Annotated in this window: 30 protein-coding genes and 1 pseudogene; 20 read left to right on the top strand and 11 right to left on the bottom strand. The window is 61.2% G+C overall.

Annotated elements, in window-relative coordinates:
* Positions 1-310 precede the first annotated feature (310 nt).
* From BMY38_RS17345 to BMY38_RS17300, 9 genes are all read right to left on the bottom strand, one after another.
* Positions 311-1,006: a hypothetical protein gene (locus BMY38_RS17345; protein WP_245737676.1), complete on the bottom strand. Its 696-nt coding sequence runs from the start codon at positions 1,004-1,006 to the stop codon at positions 311-313.
* 89 nt (positions 1,007-1,095) lie between these two features.
* On the bottom strand, positions 1,096-1,929 hold the full coding sequence (locus BMY38_RS17335) for an MBL fold metallo-hydrolase (protein WP_240672155.1): 834 nt from the start codon (positions 1,927-1,929) through the stop codon (positions 1,096-1,098).
* Positions 1,930-2,067: 138 nt separating this feature from the next.
* Entirely contained in the window at positions 2,068-2,634 is a 567-nt protein-coding gene (locus BMY38_RS17330; protein ID WP_074838768.1) for a biotin transporter BioY, read from the bottom strand.
* Between the two features lie 49 nt (positions 2,635-2,683).
* Entirely contained in the window at positions 2,684-3,091 is a 408-nt protein-coding gene (locus BMY38_RS17325) for an acyl-CoA dehydrogenase family protein (protein WP_281243240.1), read from the bottom strand.
* A 38-nt stretch (positions 3,092-3,129) separates the two neighbouring features.
* Positions 3,130-6,210, bottom strand: a complete 3,081-nt coding sequence (locus BMY38_RS17320) for an efflux RND transporter permease subunit (protein WP_092765215.1) — start codon at positions 6,208-6,210, stop codon at positions 3,130-3,132.
* A gap of 31 nt (positions 6,211-6,241) precedes the next feature.
* The gene (locus tag BMY38_RS17315; protein ID WP_245737675.1) at positions 6,242-7,363 is read right to left on the bottom strand and encodes an efflux RND transporter periplasmic adaptor subunit; all 1,122 of its coding nucleotides are present in this window, start codon (positions 7,361-7,363) and stop codon (positions 6,242-6,244) included.
* Between the two features lie 13 nt (positions 7,364-7,376).
* Entirely contained in the window at positions 7,377-7,928 is a 552-nt protein-coding gene (locus tag BMY38_RS17310) for a TetR/AcrR family transcriptional regulator (RefSeq protein WP_245737674.1), read from the bottom strand.
* Between the two features lie 72 nt (positions 7,929-8,000).
* Positions 8,001-8,588, bottom strand: a complete 588-nt coding sequence (locus BMY38_RS17305; RefSeq protein WP_245737673.1) for a TetR/AcrR family transcriptional regulator — start codon at positions 8,586-8,588, stop codon at positions 8,001-8,003.
* Positions 8,589-8,841: 253 nt separating this feature from the next.
* The gene (locus BMY38_RS17300) at positions 8,842-9,195 is read right to left on the bottom strand and encodes a winged helix-turn-helix transcriptional regulator (protein ID WP_224556225.1); all 354 of its coding nucleotides are present in this window, start codon (positions 9,193-9,195) and stop codon (positions 8,842-8,844) included.
* A 132-nt stretch (positions 9,196-9,327) separates the two neighbouring features.
* On the opposite strand from BMY38_RS17300, the gene BMY38_RS17295 reads away from it, so the two are divergent.
* The 5 genes from BMY38_RS17295 to BMY38_RS17275 all read left to right on the top strand — a co-directional run bounded on the left by BMY38_RS17295 (position 9,328) and on the right by BMY38_RS17275 (position 12,698).
* Positions 9,328-9,735, top strand: a complete 408-nt coding sequence (locus BMY38_RS17295; RefSeq protein ID WP_175495938.1) for a DoxX family protein — start codon at positions 9,328-9,330, stop codon at positions 9,733-9,735.
* Between the two features lie 63 nt (positions 9,736-9,798).
* Positions 9,799-10,614, top strand: a complete 816-nt coding sequence (locus tag BMY38_RS17290; RefSeq protein WP_037931959.1) for a DODA-type extradiol aromatic ring-opening family dioxygenase — start codon at positions 9,799-9,801, stop codon at positions 10,612-10,614.
* An 8-nt stretch (positions 10,615-10,622) separates the two neighbouring features.
* Positions 10,623-11,120: a luciferase domain-containing protein gene (locus tag BMY38_RS17285; protein ID WP_037931962.1), complete on the top strand. Its 498-nt coding sequence runs from the start codon at positions 10,623-10,625 to the stop codon at positions 11,118-11,120.
* Positions 11,121-11,148: 28 nt separating this feature from the next.
* Positions 11,149-12,045 (top strand): SDR family oxidoreductase, encoded by an 897-nt coding sequence (locus tag BMY38_RS17280; RefSeq protein WP_037931965.1) that lies wholly within the window; start codon positions 11,149-11,151, stop codon positions 12,043-12,045.
* Between the two features lie 20 nt (positions 12,046-12,065).
* Positions 12,066-12,698 (top strand): glutathione S-transferase family protein, encoded by a 633-nt coding sequence (locus BMY38_RS17275; protein ID WP_027238702.1) that lies wholly within the window; start codon positions 12,066-12,068, stop codon positions 12,696-12,698.
* 101 nt (positions 12,699-12,799) lie between these two features.
* On the opposite strand, the pseudogene BMY38_RS17270 reads toward BMY38_RS17275, so the two are convergent.
* Positions 12,800-13,213: pseudogene (locus tag BMY38_RS17270) on the bottom strand (transposase family protein); the annotation flags it as partial.
* A gap of 25 nt (positions 13,214-13,238) precedes the next feature.
* On the opposite strand from BMY38_RS17270, the gene BMY38_RS18765 reads away from it, so the two are divergent.
* From BMY38_RS18765 to BMY38_RS17255, 3 genes are all read left to right on the top strand, one after another.
* Positions 13,239-13,469, top strand: coding sequence for a hypothetical protein (locus tag BMY38_RS18765; protein ID WP_369824838.1), 231 nt, complete (start codon positions 13,239-13,241; stop codon positions 13,467-13,469).
* Between the two features lie 370 nt (positions 13,470-13,839).
* Positions 13,840-14,049 carry a helix-turn-helix domain-containing protein gene (locus tag BMY38_RS17260; RefSeq protein ID WP_092765206.1) on the top strand — a complete coding sequence of 70 codons (210 nt, stop codon included), beginning with the start codon at positions 13,840-13,842 and terminating at the stop codon, positions 14,047-14,049.
* Between the two features lie 76 nt (positions 14,050-14,125).
* Positions 14,126-14,326: a hypothetical protein gene (locus BMY38_RS17255; RefSeq protein WP_092765204.1), complete on the top strand. Its 201-nt coding sequence runs from the start codon at positions 14,126-14,128 to the stop codon at positions 14,324-14,326.
* Here BMY38_RS17255 and BMY38_RS17250 read toward each other — a convergent pair.
* Positions 14,320-14,898 carry a hypothetical protein gene (locus tag BMY38_RS17250; RefSeq protein WP_092765202.1) on the bottom strand — a complete coding sequence of 193 codons (579 nt, stop codon included), beginning with the start codon at positions 14,896-14,898 and terminating at the stop codon, positions 14,320-14,322. The two genes, BMY38_RS17255 and BMY38_RS17250, sit on opposite strands and share 7 nt — an antisense overlap.
* Positions 14,899-15,030: 132 nt before the next feature.
* Between BMY38_RS17250 and BMY38_RS17245 the strand changes: the two genes are divergently transcribed.
* The 12 genes from BMY38_RS17245 to BMY38_RS17190 all read left to right on the top strand — a co-directional run bounded on the left by BMY38_RS17245 (position 15,031) and on the right by BMY38_RS17190 (position 24,014).
* The gene (locus BMY38_RS17245) at positions 15,031-15,345 is read left to right on the top strand and encodes a hypothetical protein (protein ID WP_092765200.1); all 315 of its coding nucleotides are present in this window, start codon (positions 15,031-15,033) and stop codon (positions 15,343-15,345) included.
* Positions 15,346-15,433: 88 nt separating this feature from the next.
* Entirely contained in the window at positions 15,434-15,970 is a 537-nt protein-coding gene (locus BMY38_RS17240; RefSeq protein ID WP_425431639.1) for a lytic transglycosylase domain-containing protein, read from the top strand.
* Positions 15,971-15,987: 17 nt separating this feature from the next.
* Positions 15,988-16,269, top strand: a complete 282-nt coding sequence (locus BMY38_RS17235; RefSeq protein ID WP_092765196.1) for a TrbC/VirB2 family protein — start codon at positions 15,988-15,990, stop codon at positions 16,267-16,269.
* Between the two features lie 130 nt (positions 16,270-16,399).
* Positions 16,400-16,678 (top strand): VirB3 family type IV secretion system protein, encoded by a 279-nt coding sequence (locus BMY38_RS17230; protein ID WP_092765194.1) that lies wholly within the window; start codon positions 16,400-16,402, stop codon positions 16,676-16,678.
* Complete coding sequence (locus BMY38_RS17225) at positions 16,668-19,046, top strand: VirB4 family type IV secretion/conjugal transfer ATPase (protein ID WP_092765192.1); 2,379 nt, start codon at positions 16,668-16,670, stop codon at positions 19,044-19,046. The genes BMY38_RS17230 and BMY38_RS17225 overlap by 11 nt, the downstream gene beginning before the upstream one ends.
* A complete protein-coding gene (locus BMY38_RS17220; protein ID WP_092765189.1) occupies positions 19,043-19,252 on the top strand; it encodes a hypothetical protein in 210 nt (69 codons plus the stop codon). The genes BMY38_RS17225 and BMY38_RS17220 overlap by 4 nt, the downstream gene beginning before the upstream one ends.
* Positions 19,249-20,361 (top strand): lytic transglycosylase domain-containing protein, encoded by a 1,113-nt coding sequence (locus BMY38_RS17215; protein ID WP_092765187.1) that lies wholly within the window; start codon positions 19,249-19,251, stop codon positions 20,359-20,361. The genes BMY38_RS17220 and BMY38_RS17215 overlap by 4 nt, the downstream gene beginning before the upstream one ends.
* Positions 20,358-21,125, top strand: coding sequence for a type IV secretion system protein (locus tag BMY38_RS17210; RefSeq protein ID WP_092765185.1), 768 nt, complete (start codon positions 20,358-20,360; stop codon positions 21,123-21,125). Before BMY38_RS17215 ends, BMY38_RS17210 begins: the two co-directional genes overlap by 4 nt.
* Before the next feature lie 8 nt (positions 21,126-21,133).
* Complete coding sequence (locus BMY38_RS17205; protein ID WP_245737672.1) at positions 21,134-21,574, top strand: hypothetical protein; 441 nt, start codon at positions 21,134-21,136, stop codon at positions 21,572-21,574.
* Complete coding sequence (locus BMY38_RS17200; protein WP_092765183.1) at positions 21,575-22,588, top strand: TrbL/VirB6 family protein; 1,014 nt, start codon at positions 21,575-21,577, stop codon at positions 22,586-22,588.
* A gap of 17 nt (positions 22,589-22,605) precedes the next feature.
* Positions 22,606-23,286: a VirB8 family type IV secretion system protein gene (locus BMY38_RS17195; protein ID WP_092765181.1), complete on the top strand. Its 681-nt coding sequence runs from the start codon at positions 22,606-22,608 to the stop codon at positions 23,284-23,286.
* Between the two features lie 5 nt (positions 23,287-23,291).
* Entirely contained in the window at positions 23,292-24,014 is a 723-nt protein-coding gene (locus tag BMY38_RS17190; protein ID WP_092765179.1) for a TrbG/VirB9 family P-type conjugative transfer protein, read from the top strand.

Genomic DNA, 24,014 nt, shown 5'->3' with positions numbered 1-24,014 from the left:
TCTGATCGGGACCGATGGGTGCAGTGTTGTTGGTTGGGTTTATCGCTGGAGTACAGGCTCACATGCGGTGATGTGGGACGTCCAAGGGCCCCAGCCGGTATCGGAAACCCGGCCGGATATAAGTGACGAACAGAAGCAAGAAATCGACTTCGATGCGCTGACGAGGATCGGAAGAAGCGACGACGGGTGAACAGAGCGAACCCGCGGTGTTTGCCTAAACGCCAAACAGCATGTGGACCGCGAAGCGTATGCGGTGCGGTCGTGCAAGCCAAAGAAGCCGTCTTCCATGACAAATCTACGTGGCGGCAGGTCAGTAGTTCACCTGCTCGAACCCGTAGTTGCCGTCATAGTCACGCCAATCGACGAAGACGGATCGGTGATAAATGCCAGGGCAATGCTCGCCCCAACGTTCAAGTCCCACATGGGCCTCGGGCAGGGCAGTTATGGAAGATCGCTGCCATGAGAAATCGCCTTGGGTCCCGAAGGTGCCGAGGACCACGGTCGCGCTTCGGTTACAATCCCCATCGCGCCCGGACTCGTGCTGTCGTGCATACCGTACATCGAAGACGCGGATGGACCGCACGAAATTGAACTCTGGCCCGCTGATATCGATGTCCGCGCGGTCCTGAACGAGCTGCAGGGCGAGGTCGGTGGGAACGAGATTATCTACTGGCAAGGATTGAAGCGGTCGACGGGTGTCGGTTCGGTACAAGGCTTCAAAGATGCGGCCAGCGTTGTTTTGTAACCGATCGTTCTCGTAGGAGGCGCCCATGGGACAGCGCCAGATTTGCAGCGGTGGTTCGACCGGCCAAGGTGTAATCCGCCGGATAAATTCGGCGCGGGCTCGGGCGCAAGGGACGGAAGCAGGCCAGCCGCCAGACAGGCACAAGAGGATCGCGCAATCGATCGGGTATGTCTGCGCGCGGGCGGGTATTGGCAGCGAAGAACCTGTCACGGTCAAAGCGACTGCGACCGAGGGGAGGAGCTTCTTGAGTAAATGGCGCATGCTGTGGAGCCTCCGTGATAGGAGTACAGCATACATACAATAATATATTATCGCAACGTTAAGTATAAAGTCGCATAATGAAGTTTATGTTAATTTACCCTCCAGATCCCTTCTTCCTGAGCCACTCGCGATTCAGAAAGAAGTTTCTGTAAATGAGCCACAACATTCCTTTCGGCGGCCATTGCAATATGCGGGTCAGATTTCTTGTAGACTGAAGCGGCGATATTCTGGACTGTATCGGAAGTATTTAGGAGATGCTTGAGGATCTGGGTCTCGCGGCGCATCCGGTTGGCAAGTAACCGTTCGATGTAAGGGCGCGGATCCTGGAGTACGGGCCCGTGACCCGGCAGGCAGATCCTATCGTCGCGATCAATAAGCCGTTGAAGCTGGTCGCAGTAATCACGCATGTTGCCGTCAGGGGGGCTGACGATCGAACTGTTCCAACTCATCACGTGGTCGCCCGTGAATAACACTCCATCCAGCCTCGCAAAGCAGAGGTGATCGCTCGCGTGACCGGGTGTGTGAAGGACAGTAAGACCGGCAATCCTTTGCCCGTCTTCCAAAAACCCGTCGGGTTGAAATGCATCGTCTGGAAAGGCACGCGAAACATAAACGGGCAGACCTGTCCGTTCGCGCAATCCCGGCACGGCACCGAAATGATCGGAATGGTGGTGTGACACTAGAATTCCGGCCGGGTTGCCTCCCAGATTCTCGACAATTGCTTCGAAATGTGCACTGTCTTCTGCTGGACCCGGATCGAGAATGAACCGACCGTCAGGTGTATCAATGATGTAGCTGTTCGTCCCGTGATAGGTCATCTTCCCGGGATTGCTCGCAACGATCCTCAGGATTCCCTCGGCCACCTGTTCTGCACGCGCGCGACACGGTTCCGGCTCTGTGTGAAACATGCTGCGTTTTGTCATTGAATACGACCACTTTCTGACAGTGAAAAGTCTGGGACTTGCAAAGCCGCCTTTTGCTTTGCATAGCTTTGGAAGCCTCGGGCTGGCGTCCAGCGCCGGTCAGAACCGGCGCTGGAACAAGGCAACAAAGCCCAGCAGTCAAGCGTGACCCCGATTATGGAAACCTGTATACAGCACTACAGCAATTGCTGCCTTCGTCAGGTCTCCAAGCAGGAACGGGTAAAGCCCGGCGTTCAGCAATTTTTCGCCATAGCCGACAAAGCCACCCAACCAGAATAGCCCTGCGCAATACATAAGTATCGAACCGGAGAGGACCGCTACAGATGCTCTGATTGAAGGCGGAAGCCCTGCCAGCTTTTGAACCATCCATCCTGCAGCCGCCGCCGCGAGCGCAAACCCAATCAAGAATCCGCCAGTGGGACCCGCAAAATAGGCCAGACCCGCCGGTGCGGGAGGCGTGCCAGCGAAAACCGGCAGGCCAAACAGACCTTCCAGAAGGTACGCAGCGACAACTAGACTACTGCGCACCGGCCCCAGGAAAAGGCCGAGACCCAAGACCACCAGGGTTTGTGTTGACATCGGTACCGGGTAGAACGGCACCGCGATTTTGGCGGATAGTGTCAGAAGTATTGTGCCGATGAGTATTATTGAGATCTCTCGGGTCAGTCTTGCGACCGGTTGGCGTTGAGTGGCTTCCAAATTCATCTGTTTCGTCCTTGTTTCTGTAGATCGTTGATTTGCTGGATAGGGAAGCTCACATGCGCTTGGCGACTTCTTCCAGCATGACCTCGCTCGCACCGCCGCCGATGGCCTGAACACGGGCGTCGCGCGACATGCGTTCAACCGGGGTTTCGCGCATATAGCCCATGCCGCCGTGAAACTGGACGCAGTCGTAGAGCACGCTGTTTACCAGTTCGCCGCAATAGGCCTTGACCATCGAGACCTCTTGCACGCAATCGTGGCCCGCCGCGTCCAGACCTGCGGCATGATAGACCAGCTGCCGTCCCGCCGCGATCCTCGTCTGGCAGTCTGCCAGCCGCTGGCGCACCACCTGCTTGTCCCATAGGACACCGCACGAGGCGCCCTGGGATCGTCGGACTCCCGGAGCTTCGCGACGATCCTCTCCGGTTTTGTTTTTTCTGGGCCATTCCGCTATCCTCAAATTGGCTCGAAATCCTATTTTTGGGGAGGATCGTTGCGTCAGGCGGTCGCCGCTAGGCCGTCCGACTGTGCGTCCCGTTTCGGTGGCCGTATCCGGAACAGAAGCGCATAGAGCACCGGAACCGCGACGAGCGTCAGGACCGAGGCAAAAGCGAGACCTCCCATGATTGTCACCGCCATCGAGGCGAAAAACGCATCGGGCAGAAGCGGAATCATGCCAAAGATCGTCGTGCCGGCGGCGAGCACCACAGGGCGAAGACGGCTGACTGAGCCGTCGATCACCGCCTTGTAATCGGGCACACCCTGTGCACGTAGAAAGTCGATCTCTTCGATGAGAACGATTGCGTTCTTCATCAACATTCCCGAAAGCGACAGGAAGCCGAGCAGGGCCGTAAATGTGAAGGGCAGCCCGGTGAACAGCAACCCCAGGACCATGCCCGTCAGGGACATTGGCACCACGAGCCACAGGATGAGCGGTTGGCGGATTTTGTTGAACATCAAAATCGAAATCGTCAACATGACCAGGAAGCCTAATGGAAGCTGCTTGCCGAGGCTGGCCTGGGCATCCCCCGCGCTCTCGAATTCGCCACCCCATTCCATTGCATAACCGTCGGGAAGCGGGATGGATTCGATCTCGGTGCGGACGCTTCGGAAGGCCTCATCCGCGGTGAGATCGCTGCGGGCACCGCCGAGAGCGGTGATCGTCCGCTCCCGGTCGCGCCGGTGAATGAGTGCCTCGACAAGACGGGGATCGAACCTTTCGACAAGGTTGGCCATGGGTACATAGGACCCTGCCCCATCGGACCACACCGATAGGTCACGAAGGCGGTCAACTCCGTCGCGTTCGCTCTCGGGAAGCCGGAGATGGATCGGAATCAACACGTCGTCCTCGCGTAGGTCGCCAACGCGCAGTCCGGACGTTCCATAGCGGATGGTATCCGCGATCGCTCCGCGCGTTGCGCCAGCCAGCCGCATTCGTGCCTCATCGACGATGGGTTCGACGAGGATCTCACGCTGCCGCCAATTGGTGCGCGGATTGGTGATGGTTCCTGCCTCCTCGTAAATCCTCATCGCATCATCCGCGAACTGGCGCAGGATGACCGGATCGGGTCCCGAAAAACGAACTGCAACATCGGCACCGGAGGGCGGTCCGAACACGATCTCTTCGACACGGATCAGAGCGTGGGGGAATTCGGCGGGCAAGTCCTGGTTAAGTCTGCTCGCGATCGTCGCGATCGTTGCGGCGTCCGCAACCCGGACGATGAGTTGGCCATAGCTGGCATCCGCCTGCTCGGGGTTGTATGTCAGCATGAATCGGCTTGCCCCGCGCCCGACGAGGGCCGTTACCCCGGTTACGGCATCCTCATCCATGAGAATCCGCTCGAGCCGCTGCATCTCTTCGTCGGTCGTGTTGATATCGGTTCCCTGCGGCATCTGGAACTCGACGTAGAAAATAGGCGTGTTCGAGGCGGGGAAGAAGGCCTGCTTGACCTGGGCGAAAGCCATGACCGACCAGACGGTGATCCCGATGATCGTCAGAACGACCGGGATGCGGGCGCGCAGCGCCGTCCACAGAACCCCGCGGTAAATCCCGTAGAACGGGCCCTTGTAGGGATCGTCCGAGGTGTTCTTGGGGGCCTTGAGCAGCAGCTTGCCAAGATACGGCGTGACCGTGACTGCCAGAACCCAGCTTGATAGCAGCGAAATGGCGATCACGGCGAAAAGCGAAAACAGGAACTCGCCCGTCGCATCGGGCGACAGCCCGATACCGGAAAACGCCATGATCCCGATAACGGTTGCCCCCAGCAAGGGAATGGACGTCGAGGATTCCGTCTCGGCCGCCGCGTCTTCCGCGCTTTTGCCACGCGCCATGCCGATCACCATGCCTTCGGTGATGACGATGGCGTTGTCGACCAGCATACCCATCGCGATGATCAGGGCGCCAAGGCTGATCCGTTCCATCTGTATCCCGAACACCGACATGAAGAACAGCGTGGAGAAAACGGTAAGTCCGAGGGTCGCGCCCACCACGAGGCCGGCGCGCCACCCCATGGTCAGCATCAGGGCACCGACCACGATCGCGACCGACTGTCCGAGACTGACGAGAAAGCTTGAAACGGCTTCGTCCACCACGACATGCTGCTCGTAGATCGGAATGATCTCGACACTTTCGGGAAGCTCCGACTTGAGCCGTTCCAGCCGCGCTGAAACCTCCTGGCCGACAGCGACCACGTTTCGGTCCGTCAACGCGGAAACGCCAAGGGTGAAGGCCGCCTTGCCGTTCTGCCGGATGATCTGGCTGGGCTGTTCGGCCGCCTCCCGTGTGACGGTGGCGATGTCGCTGACGGCGATCTGGCCGACATTTCCGGCCGTGCCCAGCCGCAACTCCTCTATGCCTTCGGGGCTGACATAGCCCGGCGGAACGGACAGGCCGATGCGGGCGGGGCCCTCGGTGATCTCGCCGTTGGTGAACACCTGGTTTTCGTCTGCGAGAATTCCCAGGATCTGGGTCGGCGGAAGGCCCAGTTTCTCGAGGCGTGCAGACGGGATCGAGAGGGTGATCACCTCTTCGGAGAGGCCTTGAACCTCGGCCTTGGCGACGCCATCGACAGTGACCAGCCCGAGCTGCAGCGTCGTGGCCAAGTCCCTTTGCTCCGATGGGCTCAGACCTTCGGTCGTCACCGCATAGAACATGCCATAGACGTCGCCGAAATCGTCATTGATGATGGGCGGTTGCGCCCCTGCCGGAAGATCCCCCTCGATATCACTGATGCGGCGGCGCATCTCGTCCCAAACCTGCGGGATCTCGTCCGGGCCATAGGTCATCTCGATCTCGACGGTGATCTGCGCCATGCCCGGCATCGATTTCGATTCCACCCGGTCGAGCTGCTTCATCTGCTGCAGCGCGTTTTCGACGACGTCTGCGACCTCCTCTTCAACCTCCATTGCCGTGGCGCCGGGATACGGCACGAAGATGAGTGCCGTCTTGAGGGTGAAGCTCGGGTCTTCAAGGCGGCCGACCGTATTCAGCCCCCAATAGCCGCCGAGAACGCAGAAGATGATGGTGAGCCAGACCGCCACAGGACGCTCGATGCTCGCTCGTGTGATGCTGAGTGCCATGTTTTTATTCTTGTCCTGCCGAAAACCGGGGTCAGAGCCCAGAAACTGTCACGGTCTGATTGTCCCTGAGCCGCCACCAGCCGCCGGAAACAACCAATTCATTGGCCTCCACGCCATCCTGAACGACGATCTCGTTGTCGATCGGAAGGCCCAGACGGACCGTCCGACGCTCGACCTGGCCGGACGTTTCTTCGTAGATCCAGATGGACGGTTCGGTTCGGCTGGTCGTGTCCACCGCCGAAACCGGAACGATCACGGAGCGCCGGCGATCTTCCTCAGCGGCGATGGAGATGCGCACATCCGCGGTCATTCCGGGCAAAAGACGCGGGTCGATATCACCCGTGATCGCAAATTCCACGTCGTAGGTCTGCGCCGTCCGGTCGGCATCGGTCGCAAACGAGCGAAGCACCAGAGGCGCGGTGTAACCCGGAACAGCCGGAAAAGTTGCAACGATCTCGAAGGCATCGGGTGCCGACCGCGCAATGGCCGCAAGTTCCTCTGGCAGGGAGATCACGAGCCGCATCTCGCTGACATCCTGTAGACGCGCGACAGGCGCGGTCGACGTGACGTTGACATATTCTTCAACGAAGGTGCGCGCCACAATCGCGTCGAATGGCGCGACGATTTTCGTTTGGGACAGGCGCCGCTCGGCCTCGCGGAGCGCGACTTCTGCCTGGAAGAACTGCGCGCGGGCCGTGTCGAGGCGCGCGTCGGACGCCACGCCACGATCGGCGAGGTCCGAGGCGCGCGCGAGTTCGGAATTCGCCAGGTCGTAGGACGCCTGAGCCCGGTCGACGGCGAGTTCGAAATCGATTTGGTCGAGCTCCGCGATCACCTCGCCCTCGCGAATCGTGTCGCCGGGCTCAACCTCAAGGCGAATGATCTGCCCGGGTATCTGAAACGCAAGGTCCACCGTTCGAGCAGGTTCAACGCGGCCTGCAACGGTGCGAGACTGACTTACGACGCGATTGAGCGCACGGGTCACTTCGACCGTGACTGGTCGCTCCACGCTCGCTGCAGGCCTTGTGTCGACTTCTGCCTCCACGGTGTTCGTCGCGGTCTGGGCCAGCACATCGGTCAGGAACGGCGAAACAAACGGCACGGCAACGGCCGACACGGCCGCTACCGCAATAACAAAAACGATCCGCTTCAAACTTCGTGTCTCTCTATTCGAGTTCATTAATCATGGCCCTCAATTGCTCGATGACGCGCCCCCTGAGACCCGCGCCACCGTCGGGAAGGCCCAGAAGTTTCTGGAACCGAAGTCCCTGGATCGCTAGGACGACAACCATAGCACCCGAAGTGTCTTGTGTGTCGGACAGGATACGCTCAAGGTCGCCGGTCAGTTCAGCCCGTAGCGGATCGAGCAGCCGCGGATCTGACGCGGCAGCCGCGAGAATCGCCATCGAGAGGTCGTCATCGACGGCTCTGGCTTGCACGATCGCTTCCAGGTGCCCGCGCAAGGTGCGGGATCTGCGATCTTCCGGGACTGATGCCAGGCGTTCGCGATGTTCTGCGAGCATCTCATCAAGCAGCCCGGCAAGAAGCGCTCTCTTAGTCGGAAAATTGTATAAGACCCCGCCTTTACTGAGATCGGCCTCACGCGCGACGGCGTCGATCGTAATCTTTCCCGCGCCCTCTCTGTGCGCAATTGCCCGCGCAGCGCCGAGGATCCTTGGAGACGCATTCTTTGCCTGCATTCTGGATTGTATGGTCATTATTCACCGTCCATTCGGCAATTTTATTGAGAGATTTGGAGCATTGCCCCGTTGTCGGAAAGCAAGGTCAGTTCAGAGCTCTACTCTATGTCCGCTCCCGTAGAGTCGCAGGAATGCAGTGACTGCATCGGCCGCATGCTTGTCCCGCTCGACTGTTCTTTGCACGGCCAGCAGGCGTGGCATCAACAGTCCAGAAACGCAAAGATGTATGAAGTGATCCGCAACACGCGGGGGGTTGTCGATCTCAAGCGCGCCTTCCCGGGAAAGGCGTTCCAGAACTTTACTGATGAGTTCGCGTGCCCGTTTCGGTCCGGCACGAAAATACACCTCCCCGACCTCGGGAAGCATCTCGGTGGCACCGATACACGTCCGCAGAAGGCGGATGTAGGTTTCGTCCAGAACGAGATCGATCATGCGCAGGGCAAGTTTTTCCAACTGGGCGCGCGGCTCGGGACCTGCGGACAAGGGTCGGAGGATCTCTTCCGCAAGCCGACCGCATTCGGATTCCACGACGCTCAGAAACAGCTGCTCCTTGGTCGGGAAATACGAATACATTGTTGCCTTCGACACTTTCCCTTCGGCGGCAATGGCATCGACGGTGGCGCCTTCATAACCGCACCGGAAGAAGACCTCCCGCGCGCCGAACAAAACCTCGGCCATTTTTCTCTCGCGCATCTCGCTCTTCCTGTCCTGTGCAGCATTGCGGGATTTCAAACTTGACTGTACCGTCTAGTCGGTACTAGTAAATTGATTTTTATGTGGCGGCAAGCCGCAAACCTGGGCGGATCGTTCGGAGTGAGTGCCGCCTGTCAGGCATACCCAACGCGGCTTTCAATTCGTCATGAGCTTCGGGCCGTGCTCCGTTCGCGGTGCTTTCTGGCGCGGGATTATTCCGCGAACAGGACGGACGTCATCATTCCGCCGAGCGTGCCGTCCCGTCGAAAGCACCCTCCGCCTCCCAGCGGCGTGCAATGGATCCAAGGGTGTCCAGCACACCGCGCAGCTCCGCGCCGCGTTCAGTCAGCCCGTATGTGACAGCGGGCGGGATGGTCATGGCCTGCTCGCGCCAGACCACGCCGGCATGTTCCAGCATTCTCAGCCTCTCAGTCAGGACCCGGGTGGAAATTCCAGGCACCAGCCGTTTGGTCGCGCCGAAACGCTGTGGACCCTGTTCGGACAGAACCCAAAGGATATAAATCGTCCAAGGTCCCGTGATGACACGCAGCAGCGCCTCCATCGGGCAGGAAGCTGGTTGGACGCTTTTCATTGTGGATAGCCCTCGCAGCCCACGAAAGTAAGTTACTTTTAAGTGCCTACTTTAACTGATGAAGCAAGGCACCTAATGATACTATATGGAAAACGGCAGCCTAACAACCCGCCGAAAACCGGGAGAGCGGCAGTGAGTGACAACGTGGCAAAATATGTCTACTGGATCGCGACCGGCCTTGTGGCATTGGTCTATCTGGGTGCGGCGGCCTTCTACATCTCATCCCACGACATGGTCGCGGGCATGTATCGCGAGGTGTTGGGCTATCCCACATACATCATCTGGCCACTCGCAATTTTGAAGATCGTCGGTGCCGTTGTGATCCTCTGGCGCCCTTCGGCGGTGCTGGCAGTTTGGGCCTATGCGGCAATGTTCTGGCATCTGGTGCTCGCCTTCGGGGCCCATGTGGGCGCAGGCGATCCGGGTTGGTCGCCGGCTCTGGCGACCTGGGTACTCCTGATCGTCTCGTGGCTGACCGCCAATCGCGTGCGTGCGGTCAAGTCGGCCTATGCACCGGCAGTTCCGGCAGCGCCAATCTGATCTGCTGCGGAGTTGCCACGGGGGTGCCCATAGCCTCGGACTTGGGTTTAAAAGGACGACAACATGACTGAAAAGCAGCCGACATTGTTTGTTCCCCATGGGGGTGGCCCCTGTTTCTTCATGGACTGGAACCCGCCTGACGCCTGGGATCGGCACCGCAAATTCCTTGAGGACTTGCCTGCGAGCCTGCCGGCAAGGCCCAAGGCGCTCCTCGTGATCTCGGGCCATTGGGAAGAGCGGGTCTTTACCTTGCAGACCAACCCCGCCCCGCCTCTGCTGTTCGACTATCAGGGATTTCCGCAGCATACCTATCAGCTAACCTGGCCCGCGCCGGGCGAGCCCGCGCTGGCGACCCGCGTACGCGCACTTTTAGAAGACGCGGGATTCCAAACCGGGGCCGATGCTGCGCGTGGCTTCGATCACGGGGTATTCGTTCCACTAAAGGTGGCTTTTCCTGAGGCCGACATCCCCACCGTCCAATTGAGCCTGCGCGACGATCTCGACCCCGAGGCGCATCTTGCCGTCGGTCGCGCGTTGGCGCCCTTGCGCGACGAAGGGGTGCTGATCATCGGATCCGGCAATACCTATCATAACATGGGCAAGATGATGCGGGCGATGAGGGGCGGACCGGACGGCCCGGTGAACGGCGGAGACTTTGACCGATGGCTCACGAGTGCGGTGACCCATGAAGACCCCGCAGTGCGCCATGCCATGCTGGCCGAGTGGGATCAGGCGCCCGGCGCACGCGATGCCAATCCGCGCGAGGAACATCTGATCCCGTTGCACGTCGTGGCCGGGGCTGCGCTTGCGGATCGGGGGGAGAAGACCCTCGAGGATCACGTGTTGGGCGCGGTCGAAAGCGCGTTCAGATTTGGATAGGACCAACCATGAGCTTCGAACTTCCCCCGCGGCAGGGCCCGCGCCCCGACACCACCGATTGCGCCCCGCATGAGCAGGTGTCGCAGAACTCCTCGGCAGAGATCCACGCATTTTTCAAGGAGAAGGCCTTCGCCCTGCCCTTCGTCGAGCGCTGCCGGTCGGGCATCTCGGTGCCCGGCGCCGAAGCACTGGTCTTGCCGGTGGCGCATGCCTGCGGCCCGCGTGAAGCCTTCATGATCGGACGCGAATTTGCCCATGTGCATCCCTCCTATGACGGTTCGTCGCACATGATGCTGCCGCTGGCGGCGGTCGATGAACTCATCGCCAAGGGATGGGGCGAACCGCACCCGATGGCGTCGGCCGGACACATCCCGGCAAATGCCGTCATGGCCTTTGCGCCGCGCGATGGGTCAGAGGTCGACGTCATGATCAAAATCCTGACAACGAGCTGGGACTTCGCCCGCGGCAAGCTGGCCAACCCCGCGCAGGTTCACATCCACGGCTGACTCTCTCTCAAAGAACAGGAATACGCCCATGGCAAGCTTTCAGAACGGACCATTTATCGTCACAGGCGCCTCCGGCCAGCTTGGACGCCAGGTAATCGATCAACTGATCGAGGCGGGCGCCGGTCCGATCATCGCGGTCACGCGCAACGCCGACAAACTCGCCGAGTTCAGGGACAAGGGGGTGGATGTTCGCCAAGGCGATTTCAACGCGCCCGAAACACTGGGTCCGGCCATCGCGGGCGGCAAGCGGATCCTGATCATCTCCACCGACGATCTGGAGCCGGGCAAACGGCTCGCGGCTCATTCCAATGCGATCACCGCCGCACGCGAGGCGGGTATCGACCACATCGTCTATACCTCGCTTGCCAGCCCGGTACCCGAAAGCCCCATCACTTTCAGCAAGGATCATCAGAACACCGAGAAGCTGATCGAGCAAAGCGGCGCCAGCTACACGATCCTTCGCAACAACCTTTACACGGATCTGTTGCTTATGAGCGGACCGCAGGCGATCGACATGGGGCAGCTCTTTGCCGCGGCAGGGGACGGACGGGCGAGTTACGTCACGCGCGCCGACTGCGCCCGCGCCGCCGCTGCCGCGCTGATGAATGCGACCGACCGCGAGGTCCTGGACATCACCGGGCCCGAATCCACCGGCCAGGCCGATATCGCGGCGCTTTTGTCGGACATCGCCGGCAAGGACATCCCCTACGTTCCGATGCCGGCCGAAGACATGGTGCAGGCGATGATCGCAAATGGCCTGCCCGAGTTCATGGCGCGTGTTTTCGTCTCTTTCGACCAGGCAATCGCCGAAGGCTACCTTGATGTGGCCAGCGACGATCTCAAGACGCTCACCGGCAAGTCCGGACAGTCGGTTACCGATTTCCTGACCGAAAACCGGGCGGTGCTTCTTCGGGCGCCGCAGTAACTATAGAGGCGGACAAAATCATGAAACTCTACAACGCGAATTTCTCGCCCAATGCGCTGCGTGTGCGGGCGGTGGCACACGAACTGGGCGTGGACCTCGAAATCGTCCAGGTCGACATCCGGGCCGGGGACAACCGCGCGGCGGAATTTCTCGCTCGCAATCCCAATGCAAAGGTGCCCGTTTTGGAGGACGGGAATTTCGTGCTTTGGGAATCCCGGGCAATTTGTGCCTATCTGGCGGGGCTTCGGCCCGAGGCGGGCCTCTATCCTGAGGGCCGCAAGGCGCGGTCCCTCGTCGATCAATGGACCTGGTGGCAAGCGATCCACCTTGGCCCGGCGATGCAGAAATTGTCCTTTGAGCTGTTTCTCAAAGAGAAATTCGGCATGGGCGATCCCGATCCGACTGTGGTCGAAGCGGAACGAAAAGCCACAGATCAGTTCCTTGCCGTTCTGGAAACCGGACTCGACGGCAAGGACTGGATCGCAGGCGCACTCAGCCTTGCCGACTTCTATCTTGCGACCACCTTCATGTATCGCGATCAAGCGGGGATTTTACTGGACCAGTACCCAGGAGTTGCGAGTTGGATCGACCGGCTAGAAGCGCGTGACAGCTGGCAAGAGGCTGTGGCACCCCTAAGGGCGCTTTTCCGCTGACGTCGTGATCCAGGGGGTAACATACCCCTGACGAGTGCCGAGGTTGACGATACGGTCGGCCGTTGTCATCGCTTTGATCTGATCGTGGGTCAGAAAGTCAACTGACCCAGCCTCCCGATCAGGTCATCCAGTTCGCGGATCATCCGCTCACCTGACAGTGAGCGATCCACCACAGTGGCCGCCAAGGCTTCGCGCGTGCAGTCATCCACGATGCACAACACACGGAACCTTTGGCCATTAGCAAAGGCATCGGACACGAAGTCCAACGACCAACGCTGATTGGCGCGATCCGGCACTAGGATGGGCCTGCGCGTACCCAGTGCGCGTTTGCGTGATCACCTGCGGCGCACGGCCAGCCCTTCCTCGCGATAGAGACGGAAAAGCTTCTAATGGTTCACTTCAAAACCCTCTCTGGCCAAAAGGATGCCCTAACTACGATATCCGAACCGGCGACGTTTATTCGCCAGTTCCCGCAGCCATTGGCGCAGGGCGTGGTCGCTCCGATCCTGATTCCGATATGACTGGGAGTTCCATAAGTCCTTGATCCAGGCCTGTGGGTCACAAAATCTGTTGTCGCTTCATGCAGTTCTTTACGAAAAATATCTGCGGTACCAGATGTTGGTTCTTACATACCGTGGGCAAGAAGCCGTGGAAGAACATCGAAAAAGGCCTAGTCCACATGCTTGCGGCCTTCTGACGTTCTGCGAACTTGGCTGGCATGACCCCGGGTCCGACGCGGATAGCGGACTTAACTCTTGCTGCGGGTCTTAGGCGCGCCGCTTTCGCCCGAGAAGTATTCGTCCCAGGTGCGCCCGAGTCATGCGCACTCTTGGCCAAGAGCCAACTTAACATATGCTCTCTTATGCGTTTTTTTGGCCACCCAAATTTCCCTGTAGAATTCGTCTTCTACAACTTCCCTGTGGACGATTGACTGGCGGCACCGGTATTGCCGGTGCCGCCCTTTTCCGAAAGAACGATTGAACGGCCCAAAATGTTTGAAACACGGATCATCCCGTGACCTGCGGATCGGCAGGCATCCCATTCCGGCGATCTCGCGCCGCTCCAAGATTCCTTCTCTACGCCTCCGAATGTAACATATATCGCGTGGCGATATTTCGCGCTCCATGTCCGTTTTACGGGCATGAACTTGCGGGACCGCGTAGCACTGAACATCCAAGACTTGAGACGCGCCCGCGGCCTCAGCCAAGAGGAGCTTGCTCATCGGGCCAACGTGAGCCGCGGCCATATGGGCAAGGTCGAGAACGCCAGGTTCGCGGCGTCGCTCGATTTGCTCGAACGCATCGCGAAGGCCCTGAAGGTCGACGCAGCCGAACTCTTTACAAAACGCTAGCTACTTCCCGCCAGCCATCGCTCGGTTCGGTTCTGATGCGCCGCAATCGATAGTCTAACGGTATGGCAGGAGTTCAATGAGCAAAAAACACACCGGCTGGCCCTTCCAGGAGGGCTTTATCAACGACGGAACGCACGAAACCCATGTGTTCACCGACTACCGCTGGAACGATGGATCCGTGAGCCGGCGCCAGTTTGTCGATCCGGAAAGCTACGACGTCAGTCTGGCAATCGTGCGGCCGTTTTCACTCAAGCTGCCCGATGGCGAGGATCAGTAATCGAACCACTCCGAGTGGTCCATGTTGCCCTCAAAGTCTCCGTATTCGACCATGATGCTGCGGGAATAGAAGTGCAGGAAGCCGCCGCTGGTCGGGTAAGCGATCTCCTGACCGCTTTCCGAGACGAATGTCGCGGGCCATGGGGTGTGCGATCCGTAGACCCGCTGGATATACTGGCAGGTCCGGTTCTCGCGATCGCAGGAGCGGATAGTCCAATCCCACTGACGCGGCTGGTCACGAGGTTCATAGGATCGTCCCGTGAACCAGATCACATGGGTGCGGTTCAGCCATTCATATTCCGGCAGGTTGGTGTCGAGTTCGCCCTCCCCACCTGGCCCGCCGAGTTCGACCGGCACATGGGCAAAGGTACAGACCCCGAAGGGCGGCAGGCTCGGCCAGGGCGTGATGCGACGAATCATGGTGCGATAGGCCTGCGCGCAGACAGCACTCGGGGGGAAGCCGCCCGCCAGACAGAGCATGATAGCGCAGTCGATATCATAGGCCCGCGCGTTCTCAGGGGCACCAAGAGCACCAAACACCCCGATTATCGCCGCCATCATCTGACGTTTCATGCCACTCTCCCGCAAAATTTGCGGCAACTATCGTGCAATATGTATTTTTATGCAATATGTCGTATTGACTCTATATGTCTTTATGGCCTTAGTGTCGTGAAGTAGAAGGGCTCTCAACGGGAGAGTCCAAACATGCCGATAGCGCGCAACCAGATCCTGATCACCATCGATGGTGTCAAAGACCTCCAGGAGGAGGGCATCGCGTTCCGCTGCCGGTATGAACTCGTGGGGTTCACGGACGATGGCAAGCCGCGCTACCAGTGCATCTACCTGCGCGAGGGCGAGCCGGAAGCCATCCTGGTCTCAACCCGCATCACCCCGCATGGACCAGAGCCCAGGTATTTCAACATATGGCCGGGGCTCTTCAAACATCATCTCGAGTTCGGTGACGGGCGCGATCTGCGCTTTGGTCCTGACTATGGGCTCACCCTCGAGGAGCGAAGCTGACGTCATCGCCTTTGCGCGTGATGGGTCGGTCCGAAGCTCCGGGTGGACATTCCATGGCGGCAAACCCGCTTGGATCGAGGCCGCGAACGTGCCCGAAAACAACATAACGGATCTTATCGGCTCTTCCGAGGCAGGGCCTCCTTCGTCCAGAATCCTTGACCTGATCCGCACCACTGCTGCCCGCCATCAGAGCAACCGCGCTCTCCGGCAGGTCGATCTTGGCGCGGACGCCTGGCAGCTGTTGTTCCGCGCCGTTGTCGAGGCAGAGAGCAGCTACAACCCCTCCGCGGTGAGCCCCAAGGGCGCCTATGGGTTGGGGCAGCTGATGCCGGACACGGCCCGCGCTCTCGGGGTCGATACGCGCAACCCCGCCCAGAACCTCGACGGCGCGGCGCGATATCTGCTCGCGCAGCTTGCCACGTTCAAGGATATCGACCTGGCGCTCGCGGCCTACAACGCCGGTCCGCACCGCGTGGTCGAATATTCGGGCATCCCGCCCTTCACCGAGACCCGCAACTACATCGCGCGCATCCACCGGATCCGGTCCAGGTTGGTAGGCGCGCCTGTGTCCGGACCAGACACCCGTGTCGCAACCCGTGTGCCAACCCTCATCGATCTTCAATAAAACAAGGGAAATCCCGCATGCTCAGACATCGCCTCAGCCGCCTCTTGCCCGCCGCCACAACCCTGGCGGCTTTCGCAACACCCGTCCTCGCGCAGGACTTGTCGCCAATCCAGACCATGCTGGAGACCGTCGAGGCCGCGCTGACCGGTCCGATCGGGATCGCGGTCGCCACGCTCGCCATCATCGGCACCGGCTTCATGTGCATGATGGGACGGCTCAATTGGGGCTGGTTCGCCTCGGTCATCATCGGGATTGTGCTGATCTTCTCGGCCGGCACCATTGTCGACGGGTTCTCCTGAGAAGAGGCTCGATTGATGACGTCCCTGCAAACTCGCATCCTCCGGTCGCCTCGAACGCGTTGTGCTTCGCAAACGCTGCCTCGAGCCGACCTGCGGATTCATTTTCAACTCTAAGCAGGGACGCATCGAAGTGGCAGAACGATCCCCCCTCTTTCTGGGCCTCGCCCGACCGCCCAAGTATCTGGGTCTCCCTGTCGGATACCTCGTAGTGCTGGCGACCGGGGTCGTTCTGCCGTTCATCTGGACCAAGTCGATGGTCTTCTTCCTGATCGGGATCGTCGCATATCCGATCCTCTGGTTCGTTGCCGACCGCGAGCCGCATTTTTTCGAGGTTCTGCGCATCTCCTACGGCACGGTGCGCGCGACGAAAAACCGGGCCTTGCACGGAGGTGACAGCTTTGGCGCTTGATGCGGGCACACTTTCCACTCACGGAACGGCCCTGCATCAAGCGGGCGGTAGGGATATCGCGCGGGAGAGCTACCTTGCGGAGCACCTCCCGTATTTTGCGCTGGCCAGTGACGATGTGATGGTGCTCCGCGAGGGCGACCTCCTGGCCACACTTCGCCTCGACGGGCTCAACCCGATGACCAGTGAGGACGCCCGGCTCGACGCGCTCAAGCGCGCGGTGGCGGCGATCGTCGCCCAGACCGGCAATGCCTTCGGATTCTATATCCACCGGATTTCCGTGCCACAGGATCTGGGGATGCGCGAGATCGAGGGCGACAGTTTCGCTGCCGCGATCGACGCCCGCTGGCAGGCCCATGTCAAAGACCTGCGTCCGGCCAAGCGCCAACTCTATCTCAGCGTCATCCGGCGCCCCGACATCTCCGCGCGTATTCCGATCCTGCGCGCCCTCGCCCGCAAGGCCTGGGTCAAGGACCGCGCGACGCGGATGCAGGAGCTGGACGAAGTCATGGGCTTCTTCGAGGTGGCATTGGCCTCCGCCAACCCGGTCCGCCTGACCCGCACGGGTGGCGAATGGCTGGGCTATCTCAACACACTGAACGCGGGCAGCTTTTCCCCAATCGCCTTCGGCCAAAGCGCTCTGCCCCTCTCGCACACCCTGAGCAATTGCCGCGCGACCTTCGACGGCGACGTTGTCACCTTGACCGACGCTGTGACAGGTGCGGTCAAATACGGCGCGATCTTCTCGATGAAAACCTATCCGGCGCTGACCGATGTCACGCTGCTCGATGCGCTCGATCTGCCGCTCGACATCGTGCTCACAAACTCCTTCAGCCCGATCCCGAACAACATCATGGCCGAACGCATCCAGCGCATCATCCGCCAGATGCATGCCTCCGACGATGCTGCCGTCTCCTTGCGCGAACAACTTGGGCAAGCGGCCGACGATCAGGAGGCAGGGCGCATCGCCTTCGGCGACCATCAGCTCTCGATCGCGGTCTATGCCCCCGACCGCGACACGCTCGAGCGCGCCGCCGCACAGATCAAGCGTGTCGGCCAGGAGATCATGTCGGTGATCGTGCGCGAGAACATGGCGCTGAAAGCCACCTACTTCGCGCAGTCGCCCGGCAACTTTGGCTACCGCGCCCGCAAGACGCCGATCTCCTCGATAAATTTCGCGGATTTCGCGGCGCTTCATGGCAGTGTCGAGGGGCGCGGCCCGGATGGGTCGCCCTGGGGTCAGCCGATCTCCGTGTTGCCCACGGTCGGCACCTCGGCCTATCGCTTCAATTTCCACGAGGCAGGCAAGGCGGGCAAGGAACCGACCGTCGGCCATACGCTCGTCCTGGGACGCACGGGCACCGGCAAGACACTGACCACGGCATTTCTCGCAGCCCAAGCGCAACGCGTCGGCGCGCGGCTTTTCTTCTTCGACAAGGATCGCGGCCTCGAGATGGCCGTGCGAGCCCTCGGTGGCCGCTACAACGAAATCCGCGCCGGGGTGCCCTCGGGCTTGAACCCACTCGATACCGAAATCGACGAACGTGGCCGCGCCTGGCTCTCGGATTGGCTTGCGACACTTCTCACACGCAATGGAACCCTCACGGGCGAGCAGTCACGACACATCCAAAGCGCGGTCGCGCAAAATGCCCATGCCGAGGGCTCGCTCAGACGCTTCGCGAGTTTCGAGACCCTGTTTCAGTCACTTGATGACGACGGCGAGCTGCAGTCCCGCGTCGCCGAATGGGCCCCGGGCGGCCGCTATGGTTGGGTCTTCGACGAGCCGGAATACGGTACCGGGCTTGAACTGGCCTCCGACATCATCGGTTTCGACATGACCGAGATCCTCGACATGACGACCGAACGCATGGCGGTGCTCTCCTACATCTTCCGCCAGATCGAACGCGTGGTCGAGGATCGCCGCCCCACCATCATCGTGCTCGACGAAGCCTGGAAGCTTCTCGACGATACCTACTTCGGCGCACGGCTGGAAAACTGGCTGGTCACGCTTCGGAAAATGAACTGCGTCGTGATCATGATGACGCAGTATCCGAGCCAGCTGCGCGACAGCCGCGTCGGCAAGACCATCGTCGAGACAGTGCCAACCCAAATCCTCTTCCCGAACGATCGTGCCACTGTCTCCGACTACGACTTCCTCCGCGTCAACGCCAAGGAGGCCGCCCTCCTTGTCCAGCCCACCATCGGCCAGCGCATCGCCCTTGTCCGCTCGGCGGGCGACAGCGTCTTCGTCGATGCCGATCTCTCTGCCTTGGGCGACCTCCTCCCCATCCTTGGCGGCGGTGCCACCGGCGAGGCCCGTGTGCCCGCCGATTGGCGCGCCAATCCTGATTTCTGGAGACATGTGATATGAATTCGAAACCTCTCCTCGCGCTTTGCGCCGCCGTTGGCCTTCTCTCGGCTTGCGAGAAATACACCGAGAAAACCTCGCCCTGCTTCGGACGCAATGGCGAGCCGCAGGTGACAAGGTCCGCCCTGTCCTTCTCGACCATGGGCGCACCGGCTCACGCAATGGCCAAACCCGACTGCACATTCGAGCCCCTGCCCCGTCCGGAATGAGCCGCGCCGCGATCATATCCGCCGTGTTCTGCCACGGCCTCAGCGCTTTGCCCGCGCTCGCCCAGGGCGTGCCGACGCAGGACAATTCCGCGATCGGTCGCGCTATCGCCCGGGTGACGGCACTGGCCGAGGATCTGGGCGTCCAACAGGACAAGGATCGCACCGAGTCCACGCTGGCCGATGTCCACGCCGACCAGCTGCGCGTCCTCGAAGAGATGACCGCAGCGATCACCGGTTCCGGCTTCGATATTCGCGCGCTCGAGGGCAATGCGGATTTTGGGGTGGCGGCGGTCTATCCCAATACCGATCCGAGTCCCATGAACAGTCGCCTCTTCGGCGAGGGCCGCGAGACCGTCGAGATGATGATCGTCGAGGTTGCGGGCGAGTTTGCGGGCGCGCCCGGCGTGGCCCGTGCCGGTCTTTCGGCCACCCAGTGGCGCTGCCTTTTTCAGGCCCTGATCAAGCAGGAGAGCCGCTTCAACGTCACAGCACAAAGCCCGGTCGGGGCCTATGGCCTGACGCAGCTCATGCCGGGCACTGCCACCGACCTCGGCGTCGACCGCTACGATGTGAAAGACAACCTGCGCGGCGGTGCGCGCTATGTCACCACCCAGCTCAATCGCTTCGGCAACATTCCCCATGCGCTCGCGGCCTATAACGCGGGGCCGGGACGCGTGATTGAATACGGTGGCGTGCCGCCTTTTGCCGAGACACAAGGCTACGTCCGCAACATCTCGAAGTTCTACAACGAATACCTGGCCGTGGTGGGGGGCGCCGACGCGCTCGGGACGCTCTCGCCTTCGGACTTTGCGCTCGCCGAATATGCCAGCATCTCCGAGGCGGGCGTCTATTACGCCGCCGATAGTTCGGCGACCACCGAACAGGTGATCAATCGCCTCCGCGCGATCATCCTGCAGATTGATGCCCAGCCCAATGCCAAGGCGGCCTGGGAGCTCAACACCTACGCCAAGGCCGAGATCGGCCGCATCCTCAACCTTCGCGTCCGGCTGATGGCAGCAAACCAGCAACGCGAGGCGGCCTATGCGCAGCACCTCACCTCCGACCGGCTGGCCGAGCGCGACTTCATGCAGATGGGAGTACCCGAATGAGACAACTTCTCCTGACCGTGGCTGCGGTCATCACACTCGGGCTTCCCTTGCCCGCCACGGCCCAAGGCGTGCCGACCTTCGATGGCTCGCAGCTTGGCCAGCTCGTGGCCCAACTCGAACACATGGCCGAGGACCTGAACGTCCAGATGCAGCAGCTCGCCACGATGCGGCTGGAACTGGAAACCCAGCTGTCGCAGCTGACAAACCTCGAGGCGCAGCTGACTTCGCTCATAGAGGGCAGCGGGCTCGGTGAGCTCTTCGCCACAGTCGAAGAATTCCGCGCGCTGCGCGGCAAGCTGGTGGCGCCCCTCAACACCGCGCAGTCACTGGCCAGCGGTGATTTCCTCGGCGGCTTCAATCCGGGCGTGGAACTGTCGGCCTCGGTCGAGCGCGTGCTTTCGGGCAGCGGCTTCACCTCGGAACGGTTGAGCACGCTCTCAGGCTCCGACCAGCCTGCCGACAACCGCATCGCCGCCTCCGCCGGGGCCAGCGCAATGTTGTCGGTCGCCGCGCAGGAAAGCCATGACGAAGCCGGTCAAAGCCTCGAGCGATTGGAGGTGATGGTAGGCAAAATCGACGAGCAGGACGGGCTGAAGGCCGCGGTTGATCTCAATACCCGCGTCACCGCCGAGCTCGGCATCATCCTGACCCAGATCTGGCGGCTGGAAGCGGTACAGGGCGTCAGCGCAGGCCAGCTTGGTGTCGTCGATGCCGCGACCCTCGCGGATGAACGCAAGTTCCGGTCGATGGCGGTGGATCCATGAGCAAGTCGATGAACCTCAACCTCCCCGTCATTCGGTCGCTTAACCTCGCAGCTCTTGTCCTGTGCGCCCTGCCCTGTGTCGGGATGGCGCAGATCCCGACCACGGATCCGTCCACCAACACGCCCTTCGGCTCGATGGCCATCGCGCGGGACGAGGGCGACGCCTGCGGTGTCCCCAAGCCGCCCGCCGATCTCGCCGAGACCGCCTACCTGCGCAACGGCTACCGCGCGATCCTGCGCATCCTGATCGCCGAAGAGGCGCTCGCCTCGGAGGCCTGCACCTGCCTGCTGGATCAATTCAGCTGGGATCAGGCGCTTGACGCGTTGCCTAGGTTCCAAACCTCGGACACCCCGCGCCTGCCCTTCAAGGTGCTGGACCTCTACGCCAAGGCCGATGCGCTGGAAGCCCAAGTCATGGAGGCTTGCCCACCGATACAGGATGGTGGGTAGATGGGGGTCATCCGCGACATCCTGGGCCAGGTCGACGCCGCAGTGAACACCGTGGCGCAGGACGGCTTCGTCTCCTCGGCCGCTTCGGTCGGCAACGTCATCTCGGCCGGTGCGACCCTCCTCCTCGTGCTTCTGGGAATCAACGCCGTGATGCAACTCCGTCCTCTGCCCTTCGGCACCGGCTTTGCCTTCGGGATGAAGGTGGCACTGGTCGGGATATTCGCGCAGAGCTGGGACAATTTCAGCGTCATCTATGGCGTGGTCACCGATGTACCCGACTCCGTCGGTGCCTCGATCCTGGCGCTCACCGGCTCGGGCGACGAGGCCGGGGTCTATGAGAGCCTCGACAATATGGTCGCGCGCATCACCGCCTATGGCGACACGATCGGCGACCGGGCAGGCTGGGTCTTCGGCGCTGTTCTCGGTACGATCTTCTTCGTCCTCTCAGCCATCTTCGCCGCCGTCACCGCCGGGATCATTGCCTTCGCCCGGATCGTCTTCGCGCTGATGATCGTGATCGCCCCCTTCATGATCGTGACCTCGCTCTTCAAACCGACCCAATCCCTCTTCGAGGCCTGGACCCGTGCAACCATCGGCTATGCGCTCATGCCGGTCGCCGCGGCAGGCGCTGCAGGCATCATCGTCGCCATCGCCGAGGCGATCGGGGACGCTTCCGCCGATCCGGGCGATGTGGAGACCGTGAGCCTCATCCTGCCCTTCCTCGTCATCCTGATCCTGAGCGCCGGGATCATGGCGTCGGTCCCCTATATCGCGTCCAACCTCACCGGCGTGGTGGGCATTGCCTCCAATGCCGTGGGTCTGACCGGCCTTGCACGCCAGGGTTTCGTGAACACGCGGGAGTATGGCACCGGCACCACTTCGCGCCTCGTCACCGGCAAATCGCCGCATGAGCTGAACCAAATGGCAAATGCGGGTGTGGTGAAGACCGGCGAGATGATCCGGCAAAGCCCCGGCGCGCTTCTCAGCGCCGCCAAGGCCTTCCGCAAACCCTGATGTGAAAGACGACTGATTTGAAGACAACCGCAACCCCTTCCGCGAACCACGACCGCGACGCTTTCGCGGCGGATTTCATCTACGGGCCCCGGCGGCGCGAGCGTTTTGCCTGGTTCGTCGCCGCCGCAGGCGTTTTGGTCGGCGTTACCGGCATGGTCGCGGGCGCGAGCCTCTTTCCCCTCAAGACAACCGAGACCTTCGTGGTCGTGGTCGACAAGGAAACCGGCGAGATGGACCGGGTCGCCGCCGTTCAGGCGCTGACGCTCTCCGAGAGCGACGCCATCATCCAGGCCAACCTCGTGGCCTATGTCGACGACCGTGAAACCTATGACCTGACAGACGGCGAGAGCCGCATCAACTCGGTCCTTGACCGCTCGGACGGTGATGCCGCCCGGACGCTGCGCGATCTCTGGTCATCCACCAATGAGGACTACCCGATCACCGTCTATGGGCGCGACGCCAAGATCGAAGTTGTGATCAAGTCCGTGAACCAAATCGAGCGCGGCGTGGCGCAGGTCCGCTTCACCCGCACGCTGCGTCGTCCCCGAGACACCCGCACCGTCACACGGTCTTACGTGGCCACCGTCGGCTACGACTTCCAACCCGAAACCCGCCAGCGCCTTCAGGACGTCTGGGCCAACCCCTTGGGCTTCGTGGTGACCTCCTACCGCGTCGACGCCGAGACCCTGGAGAACTGACCAAGATGAACTCCCTGCCCGCGCTTCTCCTGGCGCTTTCCCTTCCTGTTGCCGCGTTAGCCGAGGCCACGCCGCAAGGCGGCCCGCTCGACATCCGCATCCGCACCGCCGTCTACAATGAAAACCAGGTCTACCGGATCGAGACCGATCTCAGGCATTCGACAACGATCCATTTTGGGGCGGGGGAGAGGTTCGAGGCGGTGATCGTCGGCGACACCGAAAGCTTCCAAGTCGATCCAATCCCCGAGCTTGGCAACGTGCTCACGATCAAGCCGCATGTGGCGCAGGCCTCAACCAACATGACGGTGATTACCAACCGCCGCACCTATTCCTTCCACCTGCGCGAGGGCTCGATCCCGAACCGTACCGGCATGTTCTTCGAGGTCCGTTTTCGCTACCCCGACGAGGAACGTCGCGCGGCGGGTGCCACCCAGCCGAAGGGCCTCATAGCCCCACGCAACTACAACTACCGTGTTTCGGGCGAGGGGGATTTCCGCCCCAGCCATATCTATGACGACGGGCGCTATACGTATTTCGTCTTCCCGGAAAACGCCCGCCAGCCTGCCCTCTTCAAGGCCGATGACCAGGGCCGCGAGCGCACGGTCAACTGGACCCAGCAAGGCAACACGATCCGGGTGCTCGGGGTGAACACCTACTGGACGTTGCGCATCGGCGACGAGGCGATCTGCGCCGCGCGCGACGAAAGCGCCATCTACGTGAGCAACTGA

The organism is Jannaschia helgolandensis, assembly GCF_900109285.1.
GTDB lineage: Bacteria > Pseudomonadota > Alphaproteobacteria > Rhodobacterales > Rhodobacteraceae > Jannaschia > Jannaschia helgolandensis.
This window is presented reverse-complemented; position numbering and strand designations above follow the sequence as displayed.

What these genes read in the sequence shown, in the direction of transcription:
- BMY38_RS17330 (WP_074838768.1), bottom strand. Translation starts at nt 2,634, where the DNA reads ATGAATTTGGAAGCCACTCAACGCCAACCGGTCGCAAGACTGACCCGA.
- BMY38_RS17300 (WP_224556225.1), bottom strand. Translation starts at nt 9,195, where the DNA reads ATGAAAAGCGTCCAACCAGCTTCCTGCCCGATGGAGGCGCTGCTGCGT.
- BMY38_RS17305 (WP_245737673.1), bottom strand. Translation starts at nt 8,588, where the DNA reads ATGGCCGAGGTTTTGTTCGGCGCGCGGGAGGTCTTCTTCCGGTGCGGT.
- BMY38_RS17200 (WP_092765183.1), top strand. Translation starts at nt 21,575, where the DNA reads ATGGGGGTCATCCGCGACATCCTGGGCCAGGTCGACGCCGCAGTGAAC.
- BMY38_RS17280 (WP_037931965.1), top strand. Translation starts at nt 11,149, where the DNA reads ATGGCAAGCTTTCAGAACGGACCATTTATCGTCACAGGCGCCTCCGGC.
- BMY38_RS17210 (WP_092765185.1), top strand. Translation starts at nt 20,358, where the DNA reads ATGAGACAACTTCTCCTGACCGTGGCTGCGGTCATCACACTCGGGCTT.
- BMY38_RS17290 (WP_037931959.1), top strand. Translation starts at nt 9,799, where the DNA reads ATGACTGAAAAGCAGCCGACATTGTTTGTTCCCCATGGGGGTGGCCCC.
- BMY38_RS17345 (WP_245737676.1), bottom strand. Translation starts at nt 1,006, where the DNA reads ATGCGCCATTTACTCAAGAAGCTCCTCCCCTCGGTCGCAGTCGCTTTG.
- BMY38_RS17260 (WP_092765206.1), top strand. Translation starts at nt 13,840, where the DNA reads ATGAACTTGCGGGACCGCGTAGCACTGAACATCCAAGACTTGAGACGC.
- BMY38_RS17215 (WP_092765187.1), top strand. Translation starts at nt 19,249, where the DNA reads ATGAGCCGCGCCGCGATCATATCCGCCGTGTTCTGCCACGGCCTCAGC.
- BMY38_RS17310 (WP_245737674.1), bottom strand. Translation starts at nt 7,928, where the DNA reads ATGACCATACAATCCAGAATGCAGGCAAAGAATGCGTCTCCAAGGATC.
- BMY38_RS17220 (WP_092765189.1), top strand. Translation starts at nt 19,043, where the DNA reads ATGAATTCGAAACCTCTCCTCGCGCTTTGCGCCGCCGTTGGCCTTCTC.
- BMY38_RS17250 (WP_092765202.1), bottom strand. Translation starts at nt 14,898, where the DNA reads ATGAAACGTCAGATGATGGCGGCGATAATCGGGGTGTTTGGTGCTCTT.
- BMY38_RS17320 (WP_092765215.1), bottom strand. Translation starts at nt 6,210, where the DNA reads ATGGCACTCAGCATCACACGAGCGAGCATCGAGCGTCCTGTGGCGGTC.
- BMY38_RS17245 (WP_092765200.1), top strand. Translation starts at nt 15,031, where the DNA reads ATGCCGATAGCGCGCAACCAGATCCTGATCACCATCGATGGTGTCAAA.
- BMY38_RS17285 (WP_037931962.1), top strand. Translation starts at nt 10,623, where the DNA reads ATGAGCTTCGAACTTCCCCCGCGGCAGGGCCCGCGCCCCGACACCACC.
- BMY38_RS17255 (WP_092765204.1), top strand. Translation starts at nt 14,126, where the DNA reads ATGAGCAAAAAACACACCGGCTGGCCCTTCCAGGAGGGCTTTATCAAC.
- BMY38_RS17190 (WP_092765179.1), top strand. Translation starts at nt 23,292, where the DNA reads ATGAACTCCCTGCCCGCGCTTCTCCTGGCGCTTTCCCTTCCTGTTGCC.
- BMY38_RS17275 (WP_027238702.1), top strand. Translation starts at nt 12,066, where the DNA reads ATGAAACTCTACAACGCGAATTTCTCGCCCAATGCGCTGCGTGTGCGG.
- BMY38_RS17335 (WP_240672155.1), bottom strand. Translation starts at nt 1,929, where the DNA reads ATGACAAAACGCAGCATGTTTCACACAGAGCCGGAACCGTGTCGCGCG.
- BMY38_RS17235 (WP_092765196.1), top strand. Translation starts at nt 15,988, where the DNA reads ATGCTCAGACATCGCCTCAGCCGCCTCTTGCCCGCCGCCACAACCCTG.
- BMY38_RS17205 (WP_245737672.1), top strand. Translation starts at nt 21,134, where the DNA reads ATGAACCTCAACCTCCCCGTCATTCGGTCGCTTAACCTCGCAGCTCTT.